This is a genomic window from Phycisphaerales bacterium, assembly GCA_020852515.1.
Taxonomy (GTDB): domain Bacteria; phylum Planctomycetota; class Phycisphaerae; order Phycisphaerales; family UBA5793; genus UBA5793.
In genome coordinates this window covers 33,408-60,053 of the sequence record JADZAS010000005.1, presented here as the reverse complement: position 1 = coordinate 60,053, position 26,646 = coordinate 33,408, and the positions used below count along the sequence as shown (strand labels likewise).

At 66.1% G+C, this 26,646-nt stretch carries 24 protein-coding genes; 17 read left to right on the top strand and 7 right to left on the bottom strand.

Annotated elements, in window-relative coordinates:
• Window positions 1-35 precede the first annotated feature (35 nt).
• The 3 genes from IT430_03075 (at window position 36) to IT430_03065 (ending at window position 1,358) form a co-directional block, all read left to right on the top strand.
• Window positions 36-554 (top strand): hypothetical protein, encoded by a 519-nt coding sequence (locus IT430_03075; protein MCC6906900.1) that lies wholly within the window; start codon window positions 36-38, stop codon window positions 552-554.
• A gap of 10 nt (window positions 555-564) precedes the next feature.
• Complete coding sequence (locus tag IT430_03070) at window positions 565-924, top strand: cupin domain-containing protein (GenBank protein ID MCC6906899.1); 360 nt, start codon at window positions 565-567, stop codon at window positions 922-924.
• 71 nt (window positions 925-995) lie between these two features.
• Window positions 996-1,358 (top strand): hypothetical protein, encoded by a 363-nt coding sequence (locus tag IT430_03065; protein MCC6906898.1) that lies wholly within the window; start codon window positions 996-998, stop codon window positions 1,356-1,358.
• On the opposite strand, the gene IT430_03060 is transcribed toward IT430_03065, so the two are convergent.
• The 3 genes from IT430_03060 to IT430_03050 all read right to left on the bottom strand — a co-directional run bounded on the left by IT430_03060 (window position 1,359) and on the right by IT430_03050 (window position 5,106).
• Window positions 1,359-2,390: a DUF2332 domain-containing protein gene (locus IT430_03060; GenBank protein MCC6906897.1), complete on the bottom strand. Its 1,032-nt coding sequence runs from the start codon at window positions 2,388-2,390 to the stop codon at window positions 1,359-1,361.
• 8 nt (window positions 2,391-2,398) lie between these two features.
• On the bottom strand, window positions 2,399-3,664 hold the full coding sequence (locus IT430_03055) for a serine hydroxymethyltransferase (protein MCC6906896.1): 1,266 nt from the start codon (window positions 3,662-3,664) through the stop codon (window positions 2,399-2,401).
• 203 nt (window positions 3,665-3,867) lie between these two features.
• Window positions 3,868-5,106: a hypothetical protein gene (locus IT430_03050; protein ID MCC6906895.1), complete on the bottom strand. Its 1,239-nt coding sequence runs from the start codon at window positions 5,104-5,106 to the stop codon at window positions 3,868-3,870.
• A gap of 425 nt (window positions 5,107-5,531) precedes the next feature.
• On the opposite strand from IT430_03050, the gene IT430_03045 reads away from it, so the two are divergent.
• Genes IT430_03045 through IT430_02995 form a run of 11 tightly spaced genes read left to right on the top strand, consistent with a single transcriptional unit; the run spans window position 5,532 to window position 15,138 of the window.
• Window positions 5,532-5,819 carry a co-chaperone GroES gene (locus tag IT430_03045; GenBank protein MCC6906894.1) on the top strand — a complete coding sequence of 96 codons (288 nt, stop codon included), beginning with the start codon at window positions 5,532-5,534 and terminating at the stop codon, window positions 5,817-5,819.
• On the top strand, window positions 5,816-6,421 hold the full coding sequence (locus IT430_03040; protein ID MCC6906893.1) for a hypothetical protein: 606 nt from the start codon (window positions 5,816-5,818) through the stop codon (window positions 6,419-6,421). The genes IT430_03045 and IT430_03040 overlap by 4 nt, the downstream gene beginning before the upstream one ends.
• An 8-nt stretch (window positions 6,422-6,429) precedes the next feature.
• A complete protein-coding gene (gene aroA / locus IT430_03035) occupies window positions 6,430-7,773 on the top strand; it encodes a 3-phosphoshikimate 1-carboxyvinyltransferase (GenBank protein MCC6906892.1) in 1,344 nt (447 codons plus the stop codon).
• The gene (locus IT430_03030; GenBank protein MCC6906891.1) at window positions 7,770-9,209 is read left to right on the top strand and encodes a deoxyribodipyrimidine photo-lyase; all 1,440 of its coding nucleotides are present in this window, start codon (window positions 7,770-7,772) and stop codon (window positions 9,207-9,209) included. The genes aroA and IT430_03030 overlap by 4 nt, the downstream gene beginning before the upstream one ends.
• Complete coding sequence (locus IT430_03025; protein ID MCC6906890.1) at window positions 9,206-10,831, top strand: hypothetical protein; 1,626 nt, start codon at window positions 9,206-9,208, stop codon at window positions 10,829-10,831. Before IT430_03030 ends, IT430_03025 begins: the two co-directional genes overlap by 4 nt.
• Window positions 10,831-11,535 carry an MBL fold metallo-hydrolase gene (locus IT430_03020; GenBank protein MCC6906889.1) on the top strand — a complete coding sequence of 235 codons (705 nt, stop codon included), beginning with the start codon at window positions 10,831-10,833 and terminating at the stop codon, window positions 11,533-11,535. Before IT430_03025 ends, IT430_03020 begins: the two co-directional genes overlap by 1 nt.
• A gap of 28 nt (window positions 11,536-11,563) precedes the next feature.
• Complete coding sequence (thiE, locus tag IT430_03015; protein MCC6906888.1) at window positions 11,564-12,595, top strand: thiamine phosphate synthase; 1,032 nt, start codon at window positions 11,564-11,566, stop codon at window positions 12,593-12,595.
• Window positions 12,596-12,650: 55 nt separating this feature from the next.
• Window positions 12,651-13,388, top strand: coding sequence for an LPS export ABC transporter ATP-binding protein (lptB, locus tag IT430_03010; GenBank protein MCC6906887.1), 738 nt, complete (start codon window positions 12,651-12,653; stop codon window positions 13,386-13,388).
• Between the two features lie 15 nt (window positions 13,389-13,403).
• Entirely contained in the window at window positions 13,404-14,234 is an 831-nt protein-coding gene (locus tag IT430_03005) for a hypothetical protein (protein ID MCC6906886.1), read from the top strand.
• A 32-nt stretch (window positions 14,235-14,266) separates the two neighbouring features.
• Complete coding sequence (locus tag IT430_03000; GenBank protein MCC6906885.1) at window positions 14,267-14,782, top strand: NADH-quinone oxidoreductase subunit C; 516 nt, start codon at window positions 14,267-14,269, stop codon at window positions 14,780-14,782.
• Window positions 14,779-15,138 carry a DUF4286 family protein gene (locus tag IT430_02995; GenBank protein ID MCC6906884.1) on the top strand — a complete coding sequence of 120 codons (360 nt, stop codon included), beginning with the start codon at window positions 14,779-14,781 and terminating at the stop codon, window positions 15,136-15,138. The genes IT430_03000 and IT430_02995 overlap by 4 nt, the downstream gene beginning before the upstream one ends.
• Here the strand turns inward: IT430_02995 and IT430_02990 are convergent.
• From IT430_02990 to IT430_02980, 3 genes are read right to left on the bottom strand one after another with little or no spacing between them, the layout of a single operon-like run.
• On the bottom strand, window positions 15,092-15,949 hold the full coding sequence (locus IT430_02990) for an rRNA pseudouridine synthase (GenBank protein ID MCC6906883.1): 858 nt from the start codon (window positions 15,947-15,949) through the stop codon (window positions 15,092-15,094). The genes IT430_02995 and IT430_02990 overlap by 47 nt on opposite strands.
• Window positions 15,950-15,979: 30 nt before the next feature.
• Window positions 15,980-19,777: a hydantoinase B/oxoprolinase family protein gene (locus IT430_02985; protein ID MCC6906882.1), complete on the bottom strand. Its 3,798-nt coding sequence runs from the start codon at window positions 19,775-19,777 to the stop codon at window positions 15,980-15,982.
• A gap of 40 nt (window positions 19,778-19,817) precedes the next feature.
• Entirely contained in the window at window positions 19,818-22,754 is a 2,937-nt protein-coding gene (locus IT430_02980; GenBank protein ID MCC6906881.1) for an NAD-glutamate dehydrogenase, read from the bottom strand.
• Window positions 22,755-22,833: 79 nt separating this feature from the next.
• Here IT430_02980 and ribF point away from each other — a divergent pair, with 79 nt between their 5' ends.
• Window positions 22,834-23,751 (top strand): riboflavin biosynthesis protein RibF, encoded by a 918-nt coding sequence (gene ribF / locus IT430_02975; protein ID MCC6906880.1) that lies wholly within the window; start codon window positions 22,834-22,836, stop codon window positions 23,749-23,751.
• Window positions 23,748-24,749, top strand: a complete 1,002-nt coding sequence (locus IT430_02970) for a bifunctional oligoribonuclease/PAP phosphatase NrnA (protein ID MCC6906879.1) — start codon at window positions 23,748-23,750, stop codon at window positions 24,747-24,749. Before ribF ends, IT430_02970 begins: the two co-directional genes overlap by 4 nt.
• A 24-nt stretch (window positions 24,750-24,773) precedes the next feature.
• Here IT430_02970 and pyrE read toward each other — a convergent pair whose 3' ends face one another.
• A complete protein-coding gene (gene pyrE / locus IT430_02965; GenBank protein MCC6906878.1) occupies window positions 24,774-25,301 on the bottom strand; it encodes an orotate phosphoribosyltransferase in 528 nt (175 codons plus the stop codon).
• 144 nt (window positions 25,302-25,445) lie between these two features.
• Between pyrE and IT430_02960 the strand changes: the two genes are divergently transcribed.
• The gene (locus IT430_02960) at window positions 25,446-26,633 is read left to right on the top strand and encodes a glycoside hydrolase family 57 protein (GenBank protein ID MCC6906877.1); all 1,188 of its coding nucleotides are present in this window, start codon (window positions 25,446-25,448) and stop codon (window positions 26,631-26,633) included.
• Window positions 26,634-26,646: the final 13 nt, after the last annotated feature.

Genomic DNA, 26,646 nt, shown 5'->3' with positions numbered 1-26,646 from the left:
GCGCCTTCGCAAGGCGCGTCGGACGGAGTGGCAGCATGCTGGCCTATCTGATCGGTACGGCGATTCCCTGGCTCGGACTGTTCGGCTGGATGTGGTACGCCGAATGGGAGGGCGAACGGTATTGGATCGAGAGCGTCTGGAACGTGCCTCGGCTCGAGTACTACGACGTGCCGTGGATCCTCACGCTGCTCGTGCTTGTGCCGATCGTTACCGCCTGGTCGGGGATGGAGTTGATGCGCCTCTGGCGCCGCCCTCGCCTCTTTGATCGGCGCATTGGCGGCTGGTGCGGGAAGCGTGCAGCGCTTGGCCTGATCGCTGGGCTGGCCGGGGTGGCGCTGTTTGGTCTCGCGACGACGTATCAGCCCGAGACGCATCTGCCCGACGTAGCGAATGTGCTGGGGAGCATTGCTCTGGCGACTGCCAGTCTGGGGCTGCTCCTGCCGCGCATCAGACCCGGCTGCTGCATCGTGTGCAACTACGACACGCGGCATCTACCCTTTCCGCAGCCGCCCGGCCTGCGCCGATGTCCGGAGTGCGGCGCGGAGGTGGCGTAAGGGAGGGCTGATGGACAAAGTCAATCTCGTCGAGAAGTTCGCGCTCTTCACCGACCAGTGGCAGCCAAAGATCGTCGGGCAGTGCAATGGCCAGCTCGTCAAGATCGCCAGAGTCCAGGGCGAGTTCATCTGGCATGCGCACGAGGAAGAGGACGAACTGTTCTTCGTCGTGCGGGGCTCGCTCACGATCCGGCTGTGCGATCGCGACGTCGAACTGCGCGAAGGTGAGATGTTTATCGTGCCGCGCGGCGTGGAGCACCTGCCCGTCGCAAAAGACGAAGCGTGGATCATGCTCTTCGAACCCGCCTCGACGCTCAACACCGGCAACGTGCGCAGCCAGCGCACGGTTGAACGGCTCGAGCGCCTTTGACAGCCGCCTGCAACGGCGCGCCAACTTGCATGTAGACAGAGTCAACCAACACCCTACACCTGGAGTTCCATATGGGTCAGCCCGTCGTGCACTTTGAACTGTGGTCGAAGAACCCGGCGAAGATCGGCGAGTTCTATTCGAAAGTCTTCGGCTGGAGCGTGAAACACATGCCGGAGATGAACTACCGCTTCGTGGACACGGGCGGCGAGGGCGGGATCAACGGCGGCATCATGCAGCCGCAGGAAGGGCCGTGGCCCGGCAACATGGCGCTGTACATGAACGTCGACGACCTGGCGACCTATCGCCAGAAGATCATCGAAGCCGGCGGGAAGATCATCGTCGAGCAGATGGATATTCCCGGCGTGGGGTCGCTGTGTCTGTTCGAAGACACCGACGGCCGCGTCATGGGCATGTGGCAGAAAGCGGCGGATTGATCAGGGCGCGTTCCGCCATTTGAACCACTTGCCGTGGTGGTGCGCCTCGGCCAGCAGCGTGCGCTGCGGCTTTCCGCTGCGGATCGTCGTGAGATGCAGCATCGGGCCCGGGTCGTCGCCGAGCCATTCGAGGGAAATACGGGCGAGGTCGCGCCCCCGGCCGAGGCCTTCGATGAGTTCGTCGAACTGCTGACGCCACGCGCTGTCCATCTGGTAGATGGCGTGGCAATGAAGGATGCACGGCAGGGCGTCTTCGTTCACCGCGGCGAAGACTTCGGGCGTCAGGTCCATCGCGTCGCCGGCGAGGATGTGCGGCGGCTGCTGACGCGCGATATCGCGCGCAGCGCGGAAGAGAGTGAGGCGATCCACCATGTCCGGCCAGATGAGCGATTCGAGCCAGCGCATCGCATCGTCGTCCATCACATCCACGGGCGCCAGGTCGATGCCCACGCGATCGGCGATCGGCGGCATCGCGGCAGGCAATGGCGCCGCGGCCTCGCCGCGCAGTTCAGTGATCACTTGCGCGGCCGACGCAGGACCGGCACGGTGTCCGTTGCTGTACGCGTAGCGGTAGCGGTCGAAGAAGAGGTTGAGTCCGCTGGAGGCGCCGACTTCGATGAGGTGCAGGGGCTTGTTGAATGAGGCAAAGGCGCAGGCGAAAGCCGGCAGCAGCACGCCGCAGCGGCCGACTTCGTTGGTCTGCACGAGTCGAGTGGCGACGAGGTGGAAAATCTCGGATCTGAACTGCCCGCAGAAGTCGCGGAACGCCGGCCAGGCGTCCGCGGCCGGCCGCGTGCCGCCAACGGTGGGATAGAACTCGCGCAGCGGATGGTCGAGACCGCCCAGCAGCAGGTAGTGCACAGCGCCAAAGAGAAGGTTGGCGGGCGGATGCTGCGGATGCCCGCCGCACGCCATGTTGCGGATGGTCTCATCCTCGGCGACCCGGGCTGAGAGAGCCGCGTAGAGCGGGCAATACTCGGCGCACACCGTGGCGAAGAAGGCGAACTCGCTGCGGAGCCGTTCCGAATTCATCATTGCGATCAGTGGTCGCGCCCCAGCGGGAACGCTTTGCAGAACTCCGCGATCTCGCCGCGGACCGTTTCGCACGTCGCGGCGTCGCCGGCGCTGCCCAGGACGCGGTCAATCCACTCGGCGACCTGCGTCATCTCGCGTTCCTTGAGGCCGCGCGTCGTCAGTGCCGGGCTGCCCAGGCGCAGGCCGCTGGTCACGCGCGGCGGCCGCGGGTCGTTGGGGATGCCGTTCTTATTGGTGATGATGCCGGCCGACTCGAGCCACTTCTCCGCGTCGGCGCCGGTGAGGTTCTCATCGCGCTGGCGCAGATCGACGAGCATGAGGTGGTTGTCCGTGCCGCCCGAGCAGAGGCGGTAGTTGCGCTCGGCCAGCGCGGCGGCCAGAGCCCTGGCGTTCTTCACAACCTGCGCGCAATACGTCTTGAAGGAAGGCTGCAACGCCTCGCCGAACGCCACGGCCTTGGCGGCGATGATGTGCATGAGCGGCCCGCCCTGCACGCCCGGGAAGAGCGCCTTGTCAATCTTTTTGGCGATCTCTTCGTCATTGGTCATGATGAGTCCGCCGCGCGGCCCGCGGAGGGTCTTGTGCGTGGTGGTGGTCACGATGTGCGCATGCGGGAAGGGCGAAGGGTGCGCGCCGGTGGCGCACAACCCGGCGATGTGGGCGATGTCGGCCATGAGAATGGCGCCGCATTCATCGGCCACGGCGCGGAACTTCGCAAAGTCGATCGTACGCGGATAGGCCGAGTAGCCGCACAGGATCATCTTCGGCTTGTGCTCGAGGCACACGGCGCGCATGGCTTCGTAGTCGATGTGCTCGAAGCGCGGATTGGTCGCGTCGTAGACGAGCGGATAGTGCACGGGCTTGAAGTAGCGGCCGGAGAAATTGATCTTCATCCCGTGGCTGAGGTGGCCGCCGTCCTTGAGCACCAGTGACGCGAACGTGTCGCCGACCTCCATCATCGCCATGAAGACGGCCATGTTGGCCTGCGCGCCGCTGTGGGGCTGCACGTTGGCGAACTGGCAGCCGAAGAGCTTTTTGGCGCGTTCGCGGGCGAGGTTCTCGATCTGGTCGTGGAACTCGCAGCCGCCGTAGTACCGCGCGCCGGGATAGCCCTCGGCGTACTTGTTGGTCAGGCAGGTGCCCATCGTGTGCATGACCATCGTCGAGACATGGTTTTCGGACGCGATGAGTTCGAGCGTCGTCTCCTGCCGGCGTGCCTCGCGGGTGATGATCTCCGCGGCCTGCGGATCGCGTCCGGCGAGTCGGTTCAGAAAGTCGGCGGAAAGTTGGTCCACGGAAAGTTCCCTCGGTGGCGAAGATTCGCGAATTCGATGGTGCGCCGTCGAGCATGCTAGGAGGCAAGGGCGGGTTTCGGCATCAGGGCGGAGCGGCGCGTGGCACTGAGCATAAAAATCGGGGCCGGACTTGATCGCCGGCCCCGGAAAGAGTGACGGGTTTGCCTCACGCGCGGTCCTCAGCGCACCTGCACCACCTCGCTGGTCCCGCACGAGCCGAGGTCCAGCAGTTGAATCAGGCCGCCGCAGGCGGCTGCTGACATGTATCCCGTAACCTGCCCGGCGCCCTCAAGATCGGAGGTGAATGCGGGGCCGGTTCGGACGACCAGGCCGCGCGGCTCGAGCCCTATCACGGAGCCGCTGCAGGGGCGGCCCGGAGGAATCGTGAACTGCCCGGCTTGCGGTGAGAAGAGCAGCACGACCCGGGCTGTGGGCGTGCTTCCGGTCCAGGACAGCGTCGCCGCGCCGGAATTCGGACAGGACGTCGTGATGCTGCACGCGAATCCGCCTCCGGCCTGGAACTCGTAGCACCCGATATCGATGATGGGCGGGGGCCCGGCGCCGGTGTCGATCGTGTTGGGATCGTCGACGCGACGAGGCAGTCCGTCGAGGTCGAGCGTCATGTCGGGAGGAAGCGTCAACGTGCTGCCCGCATCGATGCACGGCGAGCCGGGCGCGAGCCGGTAATTGCCCGCGCCGGAATCGACAAAGCGAGGATCGACGCTGATGTTCCCCAGACCATCCTGGAGCGGATCGGTATTGCAGAACATGAACGTGGCCGTGCCGGCGATGGCATAAGGACCGTTGTCCCAGACGAGGCAGTTGGTGTAGGTTGACTGTCCGAAGTACGACATGTCCCAGATGCCGGCGCTGTCGACGCCGAGGTTGGCGACGACGGTGACGTTTGTGGCGTAGATGGCGCCGCCCTGGTTGGTGATGCCGCCGCCGAATCCCCACGAGAGGTTGTTGTGCGCGATCAGACAGTTCTCGATATAGAGGTTCGACTCGTACGCGCCCATTCCGCGGCCCTCATTGTTGGCGGAGATGCAGTTGACGACGTGCCCGCCGCCGCCGCGCGTCGAAAAGACGCCGTCTGCGCGCCCAGTAATGGTGAAGCCGTCGAGGCGGCGATCGACGCCATAGGCAGCGGCATCGAAGAAGACACCGCCGACGATGCGCGTGACGAGCGGACCCTGAGTGGATTGCACTGTGACGACCTTGTTTCCCCAGCCGAATCCCGTGTATGTGCCGGGATCGACAAGGATGAGGTCGTTGGGATGCGCTGCATTGATAGCGTCAATGATCTCCGGGTAATCCTGGGGCACGCGAATAGTGTCCCCGAAGACCGCACCGGCGAAGGTCGCGGCGACTGCAACAGCCGCGCGCATTGACAAACGGGACAGGGAAGCAGACGGCATGGAGCACCTTCTTTCAAAAGGGAAGATGATGAACAACCGGCTCGAGCAAGAGCCGCCGCCCATCACAGGAGATTAGCTTCGCCTGAGCGCGGGCGCGCGCAGGCAAGCCACCCTGAATGTCGCCTGCGACTGAAACGCAGGATCAAACGCGCTGCGCACGAATCGAAGCAGGGCGTGTCCGCAAGTTGGTGTCCTGAAAATGCAGCTGCGCTCTGCTCTCGCGGCGTTCTTTATGGCGCCGACTCCGCCGAGAGGATGAACCAAGGGGCAGCTCGCGGAAGTCTTGCAGATGCGGAGTCCCTATACTTGCCATTGAGTCGATCGTGCTTGCAGGCGCGAGTGGCGCTGCAAGCCGTGATCGCCAGGCAGGAAAGCCGCCAAACGTGAGCACGGATTCATCCAAACAGTCCACACCGAGCCAGTCGATCGAGATCGTCGAGCCCATCGGCGCGCGCGTGCTCATTCGCAAGGATGAGGACCGCAAGCAGACCAAGTCGGGTATTCACCTGCCCGACAAGATCGAGATCCCGACGCTGACCGGCCGCATCGTCGCGGTCAGCGCGCAGGTCGAGCATGACGAGGATTACCCGATCCGCCAGTACGACCGCGTGCTCTTCAACCCGAAGGATGCGATCCCGGTGGACTTCGAAGGCGACAACCGCCTCTTCGTCGTGCCGGTCGAGAATGTCGTCGCCGTATTTCGCAAGGAATGAGAGGCGCAGGCCTGGCGCTGCGTCTGCCGGCCCTGCTCGCGCGGGCGAATGAATGGCAGAATCGACTGCGTCTCCAGCACGCATCCGCGTCGCGATCGATTGTTGCGCTTGGCTTTCGGCGTCTGGCCGAGCACTTTCCCACGACGTTGCTCGATGTGGCGCGCGTCGTCGCCGTCGAGCAGGTTCCCCCGCCGCCGTTGAAGCAATGGGGACTGCCGGCTGACGTCGCCGATGCCGTGGCGTTTCCTGATGCGGCAGGCCTGACCTTGGGCGAACTGGTTTTCGTACGACGCGGACTTGAGTGCGACGAGTCGCTCATCTTCCACGAACTCCTACACGTCATCCAGTGGCGGCAGCTCGGGCCGCGCGCATTCCTGGCGATGTACGGCTTACTCCTGTTGCGACAGGGCTACCACACCCACCCGCTGGAAGAGACGGCCTATGGCCTGCAGCGCCGATTCGACGGCGGCGAACTTCACGGGATTGACGTGGAGCCGCTCGTGCAACGGGCGCTCCAGGAGGCGGTGTCCCACTTCGTGCGGCAATCGCTCATGCAGCGTTTGGCGCTGGGCGCAGCGCGGTGGTGGGACCGCCTGGCTTAGAATCACTCATGGCTTCGCCTCCGGCACATGGTGATGCGAGAGCGATCGCGCCGCTCTCGGCGCCGTTTCGGTTCTCCATCACGCCGCCCGGCTCCAAGAGCCTGACGAACCGCTGTCTGCTGCTCGCGGCGCTGGCCGAGGGCCGATCGACGCTGCACCGGCCGCTGCGGGCCGATGATACTGAGGTCATGGTCGCGGCGCTGGGGCAACTCGGAATTGACATCGAGATCGAAGAGGGCGATGAGCCGCAGTCGTGGAAGGCGCTGCACGTGACCGGCGCCGGCGGCGCCTTGCGCGGCGGTGCCGCGCTCGATCTGCACAACGCCGGTACGGCCGTTCGGTTTCTTACCGCTGCGAGCGCGCTGGCGGATGCGCCGGTCGTGATCGACGGCAACGCCCGGATGCGCCGGCGGCCCGTCGGTGAATTGCTCGAACTCCTGCGGTCACTGGGTGCGAAGATCGACTGCCTTGAAGGCGATGCGGCGCTGCCGCTGCGCGTTCATCCGGCGGCGCTGCAGGGCGGGTCAGTCGCGGTCGGACCGACGCTGTCGAGCCAGTTCATTTCCGCCCTGCTCATGATCGGACCGCACATGCGCGAAGGGCTGTCGATCCGGGCTGCGTCGCTCACGTCGCCCGGCTACATCGCCATGACGCTGGGGTGCATGGACCGATTCGGCGCGACGATTGACGCGACGGCTCCGCTCGATCGCATCGACGTCGCCGCCGGTGCGTATGAAGGCGTGGACGTGAACATCGAGCCGGATGCGTCGAGCGCGACGTACTTCCTCGCAGCGGCGGCGCTGAGCCCCGGCTCGGTGTGCACGATCGAAGGCCTGGGCAAGGGATCGCTGCAGCCGGATGTGCGCTTCGCCGATGCGCTGCACGAGATGGGGGCGAGTCTCACGTTCGGCCGCGACTTTCTCACGATCTCCGGGGCCAAGGAACCGCTGCGCGGCATCGATTTCGACTGCATCCTCATGCCCGACGCCGCGATGACACTCGCCGTCGTTGCCGCGTTCGCCCAAGGTGAGTCGGTGCTGCGGGGCCTGTCCACGCTGCGGCACAAGGAGACGGACCGCCTCGCCGCCCTGCAGGCGGAACTGGCCAAACTCGGCGCCGCCGTGGAGATCGAAGATGATGAACTGCTCGTGATCGAACCCGCCGCCGACGCCCGGCAGCGGCGCGACGAGATCGTGATCGAGACGTACGACGATCACCGCATGGCCATGGCGTTCTCAATCGCCGGACTGGTGCGGCCGGGCGTGTGCATCGCCGATCCCGGCTGCGTCGCCAAGACCTATCCGGGCTACTGGGCCGACTTCGATCGGATGCGGGACTCGATCGCGTCATGACCACAATCGTCTGGTTTCGCCAGGATCTGCGGCTCGATGATCAGCCCGCATTGCGTGCCGCTGTCGATCGCGGCGAGCCGATTGTTCCGGTGTACATCTGGTCGCCTGCCGACGAGAGAGATTGGCCCATGGGCGCGGCGAGCCGGTGGTGGCTGCACCACTCGCTTGTCTCTCTGGATGGCCAACTGAAACGGTGCGGCTCACGACTCATCGTTCGAATCGGGCCCGCCCGCGAAGAGCTGCCAAAGCTGATCGCGCAATCCGGCGCTACTGCAATCTACTGGTCGCGCCGCTACGAACCGGCAGCGGTCAAGGCCGAGCGAGAAGTCGAGAAGCTGCTGAGCGGTCGCGGTGTAAAGTGGGAGTCATTCAACTCGTCGCTGTTGCACGACCCCGAGCTGGTCAGGACGAAGACGGGCGGGCCGTACCAGGTCTTTACGCCGTTCTGGAGAGCGCTGCAGGGTGGACCGGAGATCGGCCAACCGATCGCATCGCCCCGACACCTTGCGGCGCCGAGGAAGTGGCCCGCGTCGGTAAAGCTCGAACAACTCAAACTGTTGCCGACGCCTGACTGGGCTTCAGGCTTCGCTTCGAAGTGGACGCCGGGCGAGGCGGGCGCGAAGGCGCAGATCAAGCGGTTCCTGGAAGAGATCGCGGCGTACGACGGCGAGCGAGATCGCCCCGACCGTGACGGCACATCACGACTGAGCCCGCACCTGCACTTTGGTGAAGTATCGCCTCGGCGCGTGTGGGCGGAGGTGATCGGACACGAAGCCAAGAGCCGCCGGAGTGGGCCGTCGAAGGGCGCGATGTCGTATCTGCGAGAACTTGCCTGGCGTGAGTTTGCTCATCACCTGCTGCATCACTTTCCTCAAACACCCGAACGGCCCCTGCGCGAGCAATATGGCCGCTTTCCTTGGCGTCGGAGCAGGAAGGACTTGAGCGCGTGGCAGCGCGGCATGACCGGCTACCCGTACGTCGACGCCGGGATGCGCCAGCTCTGGTTCATCGGCTGGATGCACAACCGGGTGCGCATGATGGCGGCTTCGCTGCTGGTCAAACAGCTGCTGCTCGATTGGCGGCACGGGGCCAGGTGGTTCTGGGATACGCTCGTGGATGCGGACCTGGCCAACAACACGCTAGGGTGGCAGTGGTGCGCCGGGTGCGGCGCTGACGCGGCTCCGTACTTTCGCATTTTCAACCCGATGACGCAGGGGGAAAAGTTCGACCCACAGGGAAGGTACGTTCGGGAATGGGTGCCGGAGTTGAGCGGCCTGCCCGACGAATTCATCCATCGACCCTGGGATGCACCAGCGCACGTGCTTCGAGCGGCAGGCATCACGCTCGGCCGCACCTATCCTTTCCCGATCGTCACTCATGAAGACGGACGCCGGCGGGCGCTCGAGGCACTGAGCGCGGTCAAGGAGAGCGCATGAATCGACGGAGCCGCGTGAGATCGATGTTCGCTGCAGTCTGTGCGACGCTCGTGCTCGCGTCTGCGGTTCCTGCACGGCAGGAGCCCGTCAATCCGGCGCGGATCAGCCGTATCGATCTGATCAACGCCTACGACCGGCTCGACGCACAATTCATGCTGCGCCTCGCGGATGGCCTTGCCGAGCCGCCCGAGGGTGTGCAGCCGGCTTCTGATGTCTGGCGACAGTGGACGTTGCAGGATGTCGCTGAACTCGAGCGTCTCAACCTGCAGGTCGATCGCGCGGCGGCGTCATTCCTCGGTGGAGATCTGGGCCGCGTCGTGTTTCTGCTGAACTCGGCTCTTGCGGTGCGGCCGGGTGATGCCTCGGACGCAGCCTTTCTCGCGCTGGCTCGCTCGCTGCACCTCGAGATCGATCCTGCCCGTCCGAGCGTGCGGCAGATGTCTGAAGGCGGCGACTTCGACGGCGAGTGCACGTTCCGCGTCTCATCGATCTACCCGCTGCCTGAGGGCGTGGAAGCGCCGCAGGAAGCCGGGTTGATGATTGTGTTCGACGAAACGGGATCTTCCACGAGTTCGATCAACCAGTTGATGCTGTCCATCGACGCATCGCGCCGCGTGAGCGGCGCGGTCACGGCGCACCTCGATGGACCCTGGCGGGCCGGCACGCGCGAAATCAAACTGCGCTCGGGCGAGATGCGCCTGAGGGGATTTGCCTTTGATCAGCCGCCGCAGACCTTCGCGCCCATCGGTCGCTGGACGGTGCTGCCCGAGGCGCTCGACGAAGCGCAGCGGCGGCTGGGCGCCCGGCTCGACGCAGCCGGCAAAGCCGATGCCGCGCAGGAGCAGCTCCTCGCACAGACACTGCTCCGTCAGCGCCTGACGCTGCTTGAAGATCCTGATTCGCGCGCCGACACAACCGGCCTGCTCATCGATTACTCCGAACTGATCGGTTCGCTCGATCGCGAATGCACGATGATTGAGGCCGGAATCGACCCATACTCCGGTCGCAGCGGCGACACGTGGCACGGTGTGCCGCTCGGGGAAGAACTGTACCTGCCGGCCCGCATCTACGTACCCGCCGAGGTGGATCGGCAAGGGCCGATGCCGCTGGTCATTGCGCTGCACGGCGCGGGAGGCGACGAGAACTTCTTCATGGAGGCGGGCGGCGACGGCATCATCAAGCGCCTCGCCGACAAAAAGGGCTTTGCGGTCGTGAGTCCGCAGGCGTCGCCGCTGATGGATGTCGGCCTCGCGTTCGATTCGATCGTCGCGCTGATGCAATCGCTCTACGACATCGACGAGAATCGCATCTACGTGCTGGGCCATTCGATGGGCGCCATGATGACGGGTGGAATCTCGGCGGCGCGGCACGATCGCATCGCCGCGGCGTGCTGGCTGGCGGGAGCGAGCTACTCGCGCGGCTCGACGATTCCGCCGACGCTGGCCGTCGCCGCCCAGCTCGACTCCATCATTGCGCCCTCGCGCGTGGAGGCGGTGGTCGCCGAGGCGAAGCGCGGCGGCATGGACGTCGAGTATCGCCGGATGGAGCACTACGGCCATGTACTGATGATCGGACCGATTCTGCCTGAAGTGCTGGACTGGCTGCTGGCGCGGCGCCGGTAATGAACTCCACGCAAGGAGCACCAGTGGATTACCGCATCATCAGCATCGGAACTCTGGCCGCGCACCCGCTCTGGGGCGAGCGCGGCGAAGTGCGCACGCCACACGCGACGACGACGCTGCTGCGCGGCGGCGATCGGTCGATCATTGTCGATCCATCGCTGCCGGGCGAAATTCTCGAGGCCCGCCTGCGCGAGCGATCCGGGCTGAGCGCCGCGCAGATCACCCATGTCTTTCTCACTTCGTTTCGACCGGATCTCCGACGCGGCCTGCGCCTCTTCGATCACGCGACGTGGTGGATCGCCGCCGCCGAGCGCGAGGCGGTGGGGCAGGCGCTCGTGGCGCAGTTCGAGCAAAACCGCGATGAGGGTGAACCGGACATGGCGGAGATTGTGCGCGATGAGATCGCGCTGCTGCGCCGCTTCGAACCGGCTCCGGATCACCTCGCGGATCGGGTCGATCTCTTCCCGCTGCCCGGGCGCACGCCTGGCAGCGCCGGGCTGCTGCTGGCGCTGCCGCGCTACACGCTGCTGATCTGCGGCGACGCGATCGCGACCATCGAGCACCTCGAGAAGGGGCAGGTGCTGGCCGACTGCTTCAACCTTGAGCAGGCGCGAGAGTCGTTTGCGGAAGCGGTGGAGATCGCGGACCTGCTCATTCCCGGCCGCGACAACCTCGTGGTGAACCCGACGCGCCGGCCGTTCTAGATTCGCCCGCATCCGCATAGCATTGCCCGTGAGTCGCTCACCCGCCCGCATCCTCGATGCCAACGCGAACCGCGCCCGCGAGGCGCTGCGCATCATGGAGGATTACGCGCGGTTCATCGCCGACGACCGCGATCTGGCGGCGCAACTCAAGTCCATCCGCCATGAGCTGCGCTTGGCTCTGGATCGCCTGCCGCCGGGCTGGCTGGAGGCGAACCGCGATTCGCCCGGCGACGTCGGCCGCACGATCAAGACAGAAAGCGAGGGCCGGCGCGAGAGCGTCGCGGCGATCGTGATCGCGGCGGGCAAGCGACTGAGCGAGGCGCTGCGCAGTCTTGAGGAGTACCTCAAGGCGATCGACGCCACGGCGGCCGCTTCGATCGAAGCACAGCGCTACCGCGCCTACGAAGCGGAGCAGCGGCTGCAGCTTCGCCTCGGCACGGCGACCTGCCCGCAGTGGCGGTTGTGCGTGCTGATCACCGAGTCGCTGTGCACGCTGCCATGGATCGAGGTGCTCGAAGCGGCGATCGGCGGCGGAGCAGACTGCATCCAGTTGCGCGAGAAGAACCTAGAGGACGGCAAGTTGCTCGGTCGCGCCACCGTCGTCGTCGATCGTTGCCGCGCCGCGGGCATTGCAAGCATCATCAACGATCGCGCCGACGTGGCGCTGCTCGTCGGCGCCACGGGCGTGCACCTCGGGCAGACCGATCTACCGGTGGGACACGTGCGGCGGCTGGCGGGGCGGCAACTCATCGTCGGCGTTTCGACGAGCAACCTGGCGCAGGCGGAAGCGGCGGCGAAGGCGGGCGCCGATTACTGCGGCGTGGGCCCCATGTTCCATACGACGACCAAGGACAAACCGCACCTGGCCGGCCCCGAATACCTCCGCCAGTACATCGAGCGCGTTCCGCTGCCGCACCTGGCCATCGGCGGCATCACCAGCGCCAACGTGCGCCAACTCGCCGCAGTTGGGGGGCGAGGCGTGGCGGTGAGTTCGTGCGTGTGCGCCAGCGACGACCCGTGCGAGGCTGTGCGACAGTTGCGCGAGGCGCTCGGACCGTGAAGCCGACGTCGCGGCACTCACCGCTGCAAACCCAAACGCCTACGATCCGGACCTGATGCAACTGCTCCAGGTCAGCAACCTCGTCAAGACCTACGGCCAGCGGGCCGTCGTGGACGGCGTGTCATTCCACGTGGACCGCGCTGAGATCGTGGGGCTGCTCGGCCGCAATGGGGCGGGCAAGACGACGAGTTTCCGCATGAGCATCGGCATGACGACGCCCGATGGCGGGCAGGTGGTCTTCGACGGGCATGACGTGACGCGCGAGCCGATGTTCCGCCGGGCCAATCGCGGGATGGGCTATCTCAGCCAGGAGCCGAGCATCCTCCGCCGCGCGACGGTGGAGCAGAATCTCATGGCGTTTCTCGAACTCCAGCCGCTGGGCCGGCAGGAGCGCACCGCCCGGCTTAATGATCTTCTCGCGCAATTCGGCCTGACCAAGAACCGCCACCAGTCTTCCAGAACCTTGTCGGGCGGCGAGCGGCGCAAACTGGAGATCGCCCGCTGCCTGATCAAAAACCCCGATCTCATCCTGCTCGACGAACCGTTCTCGGGGGTCGATCCGCTCGCCGTGGAGGACCTGCAGCGCGAGATTCTGCGACTTCGCGAGCAGCGCGGCATTGCCATGCTCATCACCGACCATAACGTCCTGCAGACCCTTCGCGTGTGCGACCGGGCCTACATCCTCAACGACGGTCGGATTCTGGCCGAAGGTCCTCCGAAGGACCTGATTCGCGATGAGATCGTGCGCCAGTCCTACCTAGGGTCGATGTTCCGCGGCGATGAGTTCGACTGACCGGCAGGGGGTCAGATGAGGCGAACAGCAAGAACGCGGCTTGTGCCGGCGATGCTCCTCGCGACGCTCATGCTGGGCGCGAGCGGGTGCGGCATCGCGTGGACGGACCGTGAAGGCTTCATCCGCCACGACGGCGTGTATGTTTTTCATGCACCGGGCATTGCCGGCGAAGTGCCACACGACCACTACTTCGCAGCGGGCCTGCTGCGGGCGGGCGTGCAGGAAGTGCGCTTCGTGAACTGGGCGACGATGGCGCCGGGGCGCAACCTCACCGACGTGTCGCTGCACGAGGCGCAGGCGCGGCGGCTGGCGGATCGCGTTCGCGGATTCAAGGCGACGTCGCCCGAAGCCCGCGTCATCCTGACCGGGCACAGCGGCGGCGCCAAGATTGCGATCCGCGCTGCCGAGTTGCTTGACGTCGGCTCCGATGCGGTCGAGCAGGTGTGGCTGCTGGCGCCGGCGCTCTCGCCCGACTACGACTTCGGGCCCGCGCTGGAGCGCGTGCCGCGCGTCGTGGCGTTCAGTTCGCCGCACGACGGCCTGCTGCTGGGCGCGGGCACCTCGCTCTTTGGCACTTCCGATCGGTACTTTGGCGATGCAGGCGGCCGCGTGGGCTTTGTCTACGAGCATCCTCGCTTCGAGCAGTGGGGCTACGACCCCGCCTGGCTGGCGTTTCGAAACAGCGGCGATCACATGCAGGTGCTCGGTCAGCGATTTGCATGGCAGGTCATCGGACCGTCGATGCTGAGTTGGATCCCTCCGGCGACCCGCGAGACGGCGGATCTGGCAACGGGGGGTGTAATCGCCGACCACGATGCGGATGCCGCGCCCGAAGCGCGTCCATGACCATCGGCGGCGGATTGCTACAATTACCGACTATGAATCCCACGCAGATCGCCGCCGCCCTCGAGCAGAAGTTTCCCGGTCGTATCACGGCATCGCTGCCGGAGGACAAGCATCCGCGCATTCACGTCGAGGCTGCCAACTGGCGAGAAATCGCCGAGTTCCTCGCCCGCGATCCGGACCTCGATTTCGATTTCCTCCTGTGCATTTCGGGTGTGGACTACGTGGGTGATGACAAGCTCTGCGCCGTCTACGACCTGCGCTCGATGACGCACAAACACGAATTCGCGGTGAAGGTGTACACCGACCGCAACGCGCCGTCGATCGCGAGCGTTTCGGACGTCTGGCCCGCCGCGGACTGGCACGAGCGCGAGATATTCGACATGTTCGGCATCGACTTTCCGGGGCACCCCGACCTTCGGCGCATCCTGCTGCCCGAAGACTGGGTCGGCCATCCGCTCCGCAAAGACTACGTCTTCCCGCGCGAGTACCACGGTATTCCCGGCTCGTACGAACTCGACTGGCAGCAGAAGCCGACCTACCCGGCGTGAGATTGCACCGAGGGGGCGACGTGCTGCTCTACACCGTCGCATGCGAATTCGATTCCGTTGAGGTGGCCCGGCAGTGGGTGGAGTGGCTCGAGCGCGAGCATCTCGCGGATGTCTGCCGCGCGGGCGCCGAGTCGGCCGAAGTCATCCGCGTTGACGCGGCATCGATCGCGTACCAGGTGCAGTACCGCTTCCGCACTCGCGCTGCGTTTGAGTCCTATGAGAGGGATCATGCGCCGCGTTTGCGGGCTGAAGGGTTGAAGCGCTTCCCACTGGAACTCGGCCTGCGCTACAGCCGCTCGACGGGCGAGGTCATTGCCCGCTCCGCGCCCGCCTGCCCGAAGTCCGCTTTGACTTAGGCCGCACCGGCTTGCCCAGGCCGGCGGCCTTTCGCAGCGCGCTCACCTCTGCGGCGCGTAGCATGCGCCACTGTCCGAGGGCCACGCCGCTGAGTTTGAGCGGGCCCACCGCGATGCACCGGACTTTGCGCACCGGGTGATCGAGCGCCGCCATCATGTCGCGAATCTGGCGATTACGCCCTTCGCGCAGCTCCATGGTGAGATGCGTGCGATCGCGGTCGCGCTTGAGCAGTTTGAGGCGGACGGGCTCGGTGCGTTCGACCTTGTTGCGGCGGCGGTCGTGCAGCACAATGCCGCGCTGCAGGGCCGCAACGCCCTCGCCATCGAGACTGCCCTTGACTACGACTTCATACGTCTTGTGCACCTCGTAGCGCGGATGCGTGAGGCGATTGGCCAGTGCGCCGTCGTTGGTCAGCAGCAGCAGGCCGGTCGCGTCGGCGTCGAGCCGCCCGACGCAAAAGAGGCGGGGCTTGCCCGGCAGGGGCACGAGATCGATTGCCCGGCGCCGGCCGTACGGATCGCTGTTGGTCGAGACCACGTTGGTGGGCTTGTTGAGCATCACGTAGTAGTGATCGGCGGGATGGTCCGGGCGCCGGCGGCGCACCGGATGGCCGTCCACCTCGATCCGGTCGTTCACGGGATCGACCCAAGCGGGCAGCGACTCGATGAAGGTGCCGTTCACGCTGACGCGGCGCTCCTCGATGAGTTGCTCGCAGTGGCGGCGCGAGTCGATGCCTGCCTCGGCGAGGACCTTCTGAATGCGCACGCCGCGCGACTTGTCAGCATATGGCGATGTTCGGCGGCGGGGCATGGGTCCAATGGTAGGTCCGGTTCGCTGCGCTCACGTGACCTTGCCCCACCCGCCCCCGCCGGGCGTCTCGATGATGAGGCGGTCGCCGGGCTTTGCGTCGCAGCCGTCGATCGAAGCCAGTTCGACGACCGCGGAGTCGGTGCGAATGAGGCTTTGCCTGCCGCACGCGCCGCTTTCACCCCCGGCGCAGCCGAACGGCGGGACGGTGCGATGCTGCGTGAGCACCGAGAGCGCCACGGGTTCGAGGAACTCGATCTCGCGCACCACGCCGTCGCCGCCGCGATGGCGGCCGAGCCCGCCGGAGGCGCGCCGAATCGCGAACTGGCGCACGCGCACCGGGTAGCGATGTTCGAGAACTTCGACGTCGGTGATGCGCGTGTTGGTCATATGCGTGTGGACGGCGTCAGCGCCTTCGCGCTGCTCGCTCGCCCCGGCGCCGCCGCAAATGGTCTCGTAGTAGCCGAATCGCTCGTTCCCGAAGAGGACGTTGTTCATCGTGCCCTGCGAACATGCGGCCAGGCCCAGCGCCTTGATGAGCGTGTCCACAAGGCGCTGACTCGTTTCGGTATTGCCGCCGACCACTGCCGGGCAGCGCGCCGGATCGGCGCTGAAGCGCGGGTTGAGAATCGTGTCCTCGGGCAGAATCATGCTGACCGATTCGAGCAGACCCTCGTTGAGCGGCAGCGGTCGGCCCACGAGCAGGCGCAGGACATACATGACGGCGCTGTGGACGATGGCGGGAGTCGCATTCAGGTTACCGGCGTGCGTAGGGCACGAGCCGGTGAAATCGATGACCGCGCGCCCGCCACGAGTGGTGATGCTGACTTCCAGCGCCGAGCCGTCGTCAAGTTGCTCGGCGGCATGGAAGACGCGATCGCCCAGATGCGCCAGAGCCTGGCGCGTCGTGTCGGCGGCCTGCGATCGCAGTGCCGCCATGAACGCAGCCACGACATCGGGGCCGTGCGTCCGGGCGAGTTGGCGGAGCATCTCGGCGCCGTGGCGGTTGGCGGCGAGGGCTGCGGCGAGGTCGGCGAGGTTCATCTCCACCTGGCGCGAAGGATGAGGCGAATCTTCGAGCAGCGCGCGAATTGCAGGCCAGTCCACCACGCCGCCGCGCGCCAGGAGCATGGGTGGGATCACCACGCCTTCTTCGGCCAGGGTGCGCGCCGCGGGCGGCATCGAGCCCGGCCGCGTGCCGCCGATCTCGGCGTGATGGGCGCGGTTGGCGACGTAGCCGAGCAGCGCATCGCCATCGAAGACCGGCGTGATGAGCGTGATGTCAGGCAGATGCGAGCCGCCGAATGCCGGGTGATTGGTGATGGCCACATCGCCAGGCTTGAGCGCGATCGCATCGCGCACGGCGCGGACGCAGCAGCCCATCGCGCCCAGGTGCACGGGGATGTGTGGGGCGTTGGCGACCAGCCGCGCCTCGGCGTCGAGCAGGGCGCACGAGAAGTCCAGACGCTCCTTGACGTTCGTCGATTGAGCGGTGCGGCGGAGCAGTTCGCCCATGTCCTGAACGATCCCGCGGAACCGGTTCGTGAACAGCTCGAGGCGGATGGGGTTAATCGCGTCGCCTGTCGGGGCTTGCTCGGCCGGCCGCTGCTGCGTGGCCGCGACAGATCGCTCGATGATGATGTGCCCGCCGAGGGCCCGTCGGCAGGTCCAGCCTGGTTCCACCAGCGTGGTGCTGTGATCATCGACAAGCAAAGCCGGGCCGGGGACCGGAGAAGAGGACACGAACGCTTCGCGGTCGATGATCGGAACGCTCGTGTCTGCGGCGTCGAACCGCATGTGGATGGCGCGCGTTGCGGGCGGCGGGTCGTGCCGGTGCGTGTGCGGCGTCGCGCGCCGCTGCGGCGCAGGAGTTGAAGCAATGACGCGAAGCGATTCGAGCTCAATGCGGCCCGGAGGTCCATAGCCGAAAATGCGCTGGTGCTCGCGAGCGAAGCCGGAGCCGAGCGCAGGCAGATCGGTGATCTCGACCGTCAGTGTCGAGTCCTGGCCGAGTACGCGCATCTCCGCAAGGCGGCGGCGGATCTCGACTGGCTCATCGGCGGTGCAATCGCGCTCCACGAGTTCGATCGCCTCGCGGTCGAGGTCGGCGAGCATCGCGGCCAGATCGTGGGGCGAAACGTCATCGAGCGGGCGCAGCACCTGGCGCTGCGCAAAGCGCTCCACGCGCGCATCGAAGAGGCCCGCGGCACTGAGCAGCCCGGCGTCGGCGGGTGCGATGACGCGGTTCATGCCGAGCCGATCCGCTATGGCGCAGGCGTGCTGGCCTCCGGCGCCGCCGAAGGCGATGAGCGTGTGCTCGGCAGGATCGAGGCCGCGCCGCAGGCTGATGCGCGCGATGGCGTCGGCCATGTGCGCGTTGGCGATGGCGAGCAGGCCGGTGAGCAGGGTCGTTTCATCGATCGCCTCGCCGGCGCCGCGCCGAACCTCGGTGAGCAGCTGCTCGCAGCGGAGAACGGCTGCGGCATGATCAAGCGGCGTCTGGAAACGCCGCTCATCCACGCGCCCCAGCAGCAGGTTGACGTCGGTAATGGTGAGCGGGCCGCCGCAGCCGTAGCAGGCCGGTCCCGGCGCGGCGCCGGCGCTGTGCGGGCCGACGCGCAGGCGGTGGCCGTCGAACCAGCACACGCTCCCGCCACCGGCGGCGACGCTTTCAATAGAGAGCGCCGGGGCGAGCAGCCGCGCATCGCCCACGTGGTGCTCGAAGTCGTATTCGAATTCGCCCGCCCAGCGCGCCACGTCCGTACTCGTGCCGCCCATGTCGAACGAGATGACGTGCTGCTCGCCCGTGGCGCGGGCCACGGCTGCGGCGCCGGCAATGCCGCCGGCCGGTCCGCTGAGCAGGCTGTCGCACGGGCGGTAGTGCTTCGCCGCCGCCAGTCCGCCGGCGCTGGTCATGACCTTGATCGAGTCCGCCTCGATGCGCTCGCCGATGCGCCCGATGTAGCCGCGAATGATCGGCGCAAGATACGCGTCCACCAGCGCCGTTTCAGCGCGCGGCAGCAGGCGCATCAGCGGAGCGGCCGCGGATGATCGGGTAACAGATTCAAATCCCGCCTCCCGGAGCACAGCTTCGACGGTCCGCTCGTGTTCGTCATTAAGCCATGCGTTCTTGAGCGCCACCGCCGCCGCTGAGATGCCCCGCGCCGCGAGTCGGGCGGCTTCATCGCGCAGGTGATCGAGATCGACCGGCGCCAGCACGAGGCCGCCGGCGTCGATCTGCTCGCGCACTTCGACGACGGCGTCGTGCAGCGGCTGCGGCTTGAGAATGTCGATGGCGAACAGATCAGGACGCTGCTGCGTGCCGATGCGAATGAGATCGGCAAAGCCGGCGGTGATGAGCAGGGCGGTGGGGCCGCCGCGCCGCTCGAGCAGTGCGTTGGTGCCGCGCGTCGTCGCGAGACGCAGTTGCATGGGCGGCAGCAAACCGTTCAGCGGCGTTCTCGTCACGAGGTGCGCCGCGAGCACCGGCGCTTCCAGGCCCGTTTCGATCTCGCACAGACCCGTCGGCATTGGCGCGGCGGAGTCGGTCGTGACGACGTTGCGCCGGGCGTCAAACGAGCCGATGCGCGCCGCCCGGGGCGAGTCGGCGATGCGGCGCAGCATCGCGCCAACGAAGAAGTCATCGGGCGCGTCGACCGGCAGCCGGAGCCGGACTTGATTCGTGCCGATCGATTCGACGATGGTCGCGCGCAGGGCGCCGGTGCTGAGCACCTTGGCTCGATGCTCCCGACCCTGCGGATCAAGCGCGAGGCAATCGGTGAACGTGCCGCCGGTATCGATGCACAGGCGCCAGACGCTCGAGTCGTGCATGGCAGCATCCGCCCGCGGCCCGGGTCAGCCGCTCAGGTGGTCAGATCTTGGGCGCGACGTGCAGGCCCGCCCGCGTGCCGCCGATGCGAAGCAGTTCCGCGATCTCCGCCGCGTGCTTGAGGCTGGACGCCTTGATCTCCTCAACGAGTTCGCGGTTGTGCCGGTCGCGCCGGAAGTACGCAAGCGTGAGATCGACGAGGTGGCTGTCGGGCGTGTCGCGGAAGTAATCAAAACCCTCGCGGTAGATGAGGCGCGAAGCGAGGGTGGCGCAGACGATCTCCTGCCGGTAAGACTTGGGCAGCACCGTCCACACGCGGTCGCCCGCCTTGGCCAGCAGCGACGGCGGGATGTGTTCGGTAATGCACTGCTCAACCAGATCGGGATGATTCTCGGCGACGCGCTCGTAGTCGGCAGTGAGCGCGTCGTTGACGCGGCGGATCTCGCGGCTGAGCAGGATGCTCAGATCGACCAGCGGTGTGGTGGGCCGGCGCTTTCGCTCTTCGAAGAGCAGCCGCGCCTCGAGCCCGGCCACCTCGCGCAATCGCTGGAGCACCTCATGGACGTACTGAGACTTGATCTCAAGGAACTCGGCCTGGCTGATCATGAGGCTGGCCATGATCTCGTAACTCGAGCAGATCACGCCGCACTTGTTGGCCGATGAGTCCTTGACGATGATCACGCCGGTATCGAACAGCAGCCTTCGGGCCTCGCCGGTGATGAAAAGATTGGCGCCTTCGACAATGATCGGGCTGCTGGGCTTGCCGTCCGCGGTGAGGAACTTCTTCCAGTTGGCGACGTTGATCGTTTCTGGCCGCCCGCCGGCCGGCACGAACGCGTCGGCGATCACGCGGTTGTGCATCTCGTTGCGGATGCGCGAGCCGTCGGGGTCGGACACGAGGGTGAGCGCGCCCTGCGGCGAGAGGCGGCCGCGGTCGAACTCGGCAATCGACTTGCTCGCGGTCACGAGGCGGAGTAGTTCCTGGTGGTTGAGGCCCTGCAAATCTTCCGCGCAGCCGAAGCCGTCGGCGATGCCGACGATCCTGACGTTGCTGCCGTAGTCGCGGATGACGATCTTGATGAGATTGCCCGCCACGTCGCCGTCGGGCCCGCCGGTGATTTTGAGCGTAAAAGGCTGCTTGCGCGGGTCGATGCCGTTGGACTTGAGGGCGACTTCGAGGAAGACGTTGACGCCTTCGCTCGTGACGCCGTATTCCTTGTGATTGATTCCCGCCCCGGGCTTGGAGCTCATCAGCGCGTTGGGGAAGCGGTAGCCCCGCGCCGCGGCCCGCTCGACGATCCAGTTGATGTGGCCGGGGGTGATGTTCTCGTCGGGCCCGAGGTAGATCCATTCCTTGACGCCGAGGTGATCGACGATGCGCGACTGGGTCTTCTCGTCGTCGGTGATCAGGTCGAGCAGCCCATCGGCGAAGGCGCGCACGCAGCGGTTGATCGTCTGACCGGGGCGGACGAGGATGACGGCCTTGGCGCCGCCTTCGGGGATGTCCTTGTTCTTGAGTTGCTGGGCGTAGCCCAGTTCGAACACTTCGTCGAAGTGGCGCTCGGTCTCGCGGATGAACTGCTCGTCGCTGCCGGGGCGGACGACGCGGACGCCGCCGCGGGCCGTCTGCCGGAAGCGGACGTGGAAGGCGTTGAAGTCGCGGCCGTGGATGAAGAAGATGCCAAAGGGCCTTTCGTTGCGCGGGGCGACGCGCATCATGAGGTCCGGCGAGAGCCGCAGCGCCAGGGCGTAGCGTCCGACGACGTAGTAGTTCGTCTTGAGCGTGGCGGTGATGGCGTCGAGGATCGTCGTGAAGATCTCGCGCGTCACTTCATCCTCGATCGCCGCGTTGATGTGCTCGCGCACCTTGTGCTCGCGCAATTCGTAGTCGGCGTCGTCGAGTTCGTTGTCGGGATCGAAGCGCTCGCGGAACAGGTTCACGAGCATGAGGCTCAGTTCGATGCTCTTCTCGGTGATCTCGCGGATGCGGGCCCGGCTGTAGTAATAGCGATTCGTCTTAACGAGCAACTGGTGGGCGAGATCGCAGTAGGTGTGCAGGATGTCGGCGCCGCCCAGGCCCACTTCGGAGTGTTCGTAGCCCAGCGCGAGCGTCTCGCGATCGAGCCACTTGAGACGCAGCAGGTCGCGGTGCAGGCGCTGCCAGAGCAGTGAGTTGGGGTCGATCTGTCCGCCGTCGGGCCCCTGCACGACTGCGGAGATGATCACGACCGACTCTTCTTCGCCGGCCTGGATGGCGTCCACGTAGGCGCGATCGACGTTGATGCTCAGCGTCTTGAACCTGTTGGCCACACGGATGAGCATGCGCTTGGCCGGCACGTTGGCGACGGCGAGGATGATGCGCGAGTGGGCGGGGTAGAGGCTGTTGTCGATGACGACGGCGCTGCCCTTGGAATGGCTCACTTCCTGGTAGAGCCGCGCGTGGCCGAGGATGCGCGCCGGCGGGCAGTTGAGCACGCTGTCTTCGGAGAGCAGTTTGAAATGCTCGCGCAGCGACTGTTCGGTCCAGGGTTCGCCGCGCTGTTTGGCCAGCGCGAGGGTCTTTTCAAAAGTGTTGCGCACGGCCTCCTGGTTCAGGTCGCAAGGCTGGCTCTGGCCGACTTCAAAGATATCGATGACCAGTTCGGCGTCATGCGAGCAGTAGAGTTTGGCCGAGCGAATGAGATCGTCGCCGAAGTCATACATGAGCAGATCGACGAGCAGCCCCGGATAGTCGCGCGGCAGGACGTAAGTAACGCGACGGCCGTCGTTGCTGCGAATGCGGACGCGTGGCTCCTGTCCCGAGGCCCGCAGGGCGAGCACGGCGCGCATGTGCTCCATGCGCGTCGCTTCATCCACGTTGCGGAAATAGGTTTCGGGCATCTGCTGGAAAAACCAGGGGACAAAATCTTCCGCCGCCTGGCTCAAGCCATCGCCCAGTTGCCGAATGACCTCTTCGCGATCGATCTGAACGTCTGCCATGCGACAATCCTTGGCGGGCGTGGCATGGAACGCCACAACGCATTGGCAGATTTGCGGTGGCGGGCCTAGTGTTGCCGCTATGCCCGGCCGGACCGTGGTCACGATCGGTAATTTTGACGGCGCCCATTCGGGGCATCAGGCGCTCATTCGCGCCGCCCGGCAAGCCGCCGGCGACGCCGGGCGAATCATCGCGATGGTCTTCGACCCGCATCCCGCCACGGTGCTGCGGCCTGACGCCGTGCCGGCGCGGCTGACGAGCCTACCGCAGCGGACGCGGCTTCTGCGCGACCTCGGCGTCGATGAAGTCGTCCCCCTGGAGCCCACGCCCGAACTGCTCGGGACTTGCCCTGAATCCTTTATCGCCGGCGTCAACGAGCGCCAGCAGCCCGCGGCGATGGTCGAAGGTCCCGACTTTCGCTTCGGCAAGGACCGGGCCGGAGACGTGCGCCTCCTGAAGGACCTCGGTCTGGCGCTGGGCTTTGAAGTGATCATCGTGCCGCCCGCCCAGGCCGTGCTGAGCGATCACACGCTTGTCACGGTGTCGAGTTCGCTCGTGCGATGGCTGCTCGAGCACGGCCGGGTGGATGACGCGCGGCGTCTGCTGGGCCGGCCGTATGAAGTGCAGGGCGAAGTGCTTCGCGGCGATCAGCGCGGCCGAGTGCTGGGGGTGCCGACGGTGAATCTGCTTCCCGAGACGATCCTCCCGGCCGACGGCGTGTACTTCGGCCGGGCCAGCGACCCGCAGGGGCAGTGGCTGCCCGCGGCGATCAACGTCGGCGCCGCGCCGACCTTTGCCGGCGGCCGGCGCCGCTGCGAAGCGCACCTGATTGACGGCCACTGGCCGCTGGACACCTACGGCTGGACGTGCACGGTCCAGTTTGAGGGCTTTCTGCGCAACGAACTGTGCTTCGACGGCGTTGAGGCGGTGCGCCGCCAGATCGGGCGCGACATCGATCGCAGCCGGGACCTGCTCGCGAGGCACGCACTGGCGTCATGACATCGAAGTACGAATCCAACGTCGAACTGCACACGATCGCCGATCGAATCAGCCGGGCCGGGCGCATCGCCATCACGACGCACGTCAAGCCGGACGGCGACGCCATCGGCTCGACCATTGCCCTGGCGCGGGCGGTGGAGCGGCTCGGAAAGCGCGCTGAGGTGTGGTACAGCGGCCCGGTGATGGATGTGTTCAAACGGCTCATCGCGCCGACGGCCATCAGCGTCGTGGCCGAGTCGGTCCAGCCGGGTGACGAGATTGATCTCATCCTCGTGACCGACACCGGCGCACGCTCGCAACTCAATGAGCTCGGCGGTTGGCTGGAGCGACACCGCGAGAAGATCTGCATCATCGATCACCACATCCAGGGCGACGCCGATCTCTCGGATTGCCGATTCGTGCGCGCCGACGCGTGCGCCGCCAGCGAGATTGCGATCGATCTGATTGACGCACTGGGCGTGGAGGTGGATCGGGCGATCGCCGAGCCGCTCTATCTCGGGATCGCGACCGACACTGGCTGGTTCCGATTCTCCAATACCACGGCTGCGACGTTCCGCCACGCGGCACGGCTGGTGCAGGCGGGCATCGATCATGCGGCTCTGTTCCGCGCCATCGAGCAGACCGACCCGCCGAGCCGACTGCGCCTGCTGGCTCGGGCGCTGACGTCGCTGGAGATCGTGGCGGCGGGCCGCGTGGCGGTTTTGACGCTGCGCAAGGCAGACTATGAGGCCGCCGGGGCCACGCCCGATGACAGCCACGGCTTTTCCGATCTGCCGCTGAGCGTCGAGTCAGTTGAAGTCGCCTGTGTGATCGCCGAGACCAACGGCGGGAGCGTGAAACTCAGTCTGCGCTCCAAGCCCGGCCCGGACGCGATCGACGTGAATCAGGTGGCACGGCAATTCGGCGGTGGGGGGCATGCCCGGGCCTCGGGCGCGAAGATGGACGGACCGATGGACGCCGCCCGGCTGCGCGTCGTTGCGGCCCTCGACCGGCTGTGACCCCGATCGCGTGATGGCGCTGCGCTACTCGTCGATCCCGAGGTCTGCTTTGGTGAACAGGCTCTCGAAGCGGTAGCCCGCGGCTTCGATGTTCTCGCGAGCGCCTTCCTGGCGGTCGATGGTGGCGATGATGGTGTCCACTACAGCGCCCAGTTCGCTCAACGCCCTGGCTGCCTCGAGCACCTGCCCGCCGGTCGTGGCGATATCTTCGACGATGATGATTTTCTCACCGGCGTTGAGCGTGCCCTCGATCTGCTTGGCTGTGCCGTAGTCTTTCTTGGCGTTGCGCACGAAGATGCACGGCAGGCCGGTGGCCAGCGATGCCGCCGTCACCAGCGGGATGCCGCCCAGTTCGGCTCCGGCGAGGCGATCGACGCTGCGAGGTTCGATGCGCTCGGCGAACAGACGACCGAGTTCGCGCAGCACGTCGGGCTGCGTCGAGAAGAGGTACTTGTCGAGGTAGTAGCGGCTCTTGCGCCCGCTGCGCAGCGTGAATTCGCCGCGGAGCAGCGCCACCTCGGCAATCCGCCGTGCCAGTGCGTTGCGATCCATGCCGCAAGAATAGTCCGCTGCGGCCGCGGGGTGGACGCACCGGCCCTCGGCGCGGCCGAAGAATCCTCGCCGCGCCTCCGCGCGCAGCGTCCATACCATCTACTCCCGCCGCTCGGCCGAATGAGCGGGCCACTGGAGAACCGCATGGCTTCCGTCTGCTTCTACTTCCAAGTGCACCAGCCCTTTCGCCTGCGGCGCTACAGCGTCTTCGATACCGGCTTTGACTACTTCGACGACGCCAAGAACAGCGAGATCTGCCGCAAGGTCGCCGACAAGTGCTACCGGCCGACCACGCGGCTCATTCTCGACCTCGTCCGGCGGCACGAGGGCAGGTTCCGCGTGAGCTACGCCCTGACGGGCGTGCTCATCGACCAGTTGAAGCAGTGGGCCCCCGACGTGCTCGACCTGTTTGTGCAACTTGCCGAGACCGGCTGCTGCGAGTTCGTCTCCGAGACGTACTATCACTCGCTGAGTTTCCTCTACAGCCGCGAGGAATTCCGCGAGCAGATCCTCAAGCACCGAGCATTGATGAAGGACCTGTTCGACGCCGAGCCGACGACGTTCCGCAATACCGAACTCATCTACAACAACGACCTCGCCCGGTTCATTTCGGGCCTGGGGGAGTACCGGACCATTCTCTGCGAAGGCGTGGACGGCCTTCTGGGCTACCGCTCGCCGACCTTCCTCTATCGCCCGCCCACGGCGCCCGAGATCACGCTGCTGCTCAAGAACTACCGCCTCAGCGATGACATTGCCTTTCGTTTTTCCAACCGCGGCTGGGCGGACTGGCCGCTGACGGCTGAGAAGTTCGCCGGCTGGGTGAACCAGATCAACGGCAACGGCTACGTGTGCAACCTCTTCATGGACTACGAGACCTTCGGCGAGCACCAGTGGGAAGAGACGGGCATCTTCGCTTTTCTCGATGCGCTGCCTGAAAAAATCTTCGACGTCAATCCCGGGCACAACGACTTCCTCACTCCGAGCCAGTGTGGCCTGAAGTACCAGCCCGAGGGCGACTACGACGTGCCGCACATGATCTCCTGGGCCGACACCGAGCGCGACCTCTCCGCATGGCTGGGCAATGCGATGCAGTCCAACGCACTGCTCGAAATCTACAAACTCGAGGATGCGGTCAAGGCAAAGGGAGACGAAGGCCTGCTCTCGGACTGGCGCAAACTTACGACGAGCGACCACTTCTACTACATGTGCACGAAATACTTCGCCGATGGCGACGTGCACAAGTACTTCAACCCGTACGAAAGCCCGTACGACTCGTACATCAACTTCATGAACGTGCTCGACAGCATCCGCAGCCGCGCCGCTGAGCAGTGAGCGTGGCGCTCCG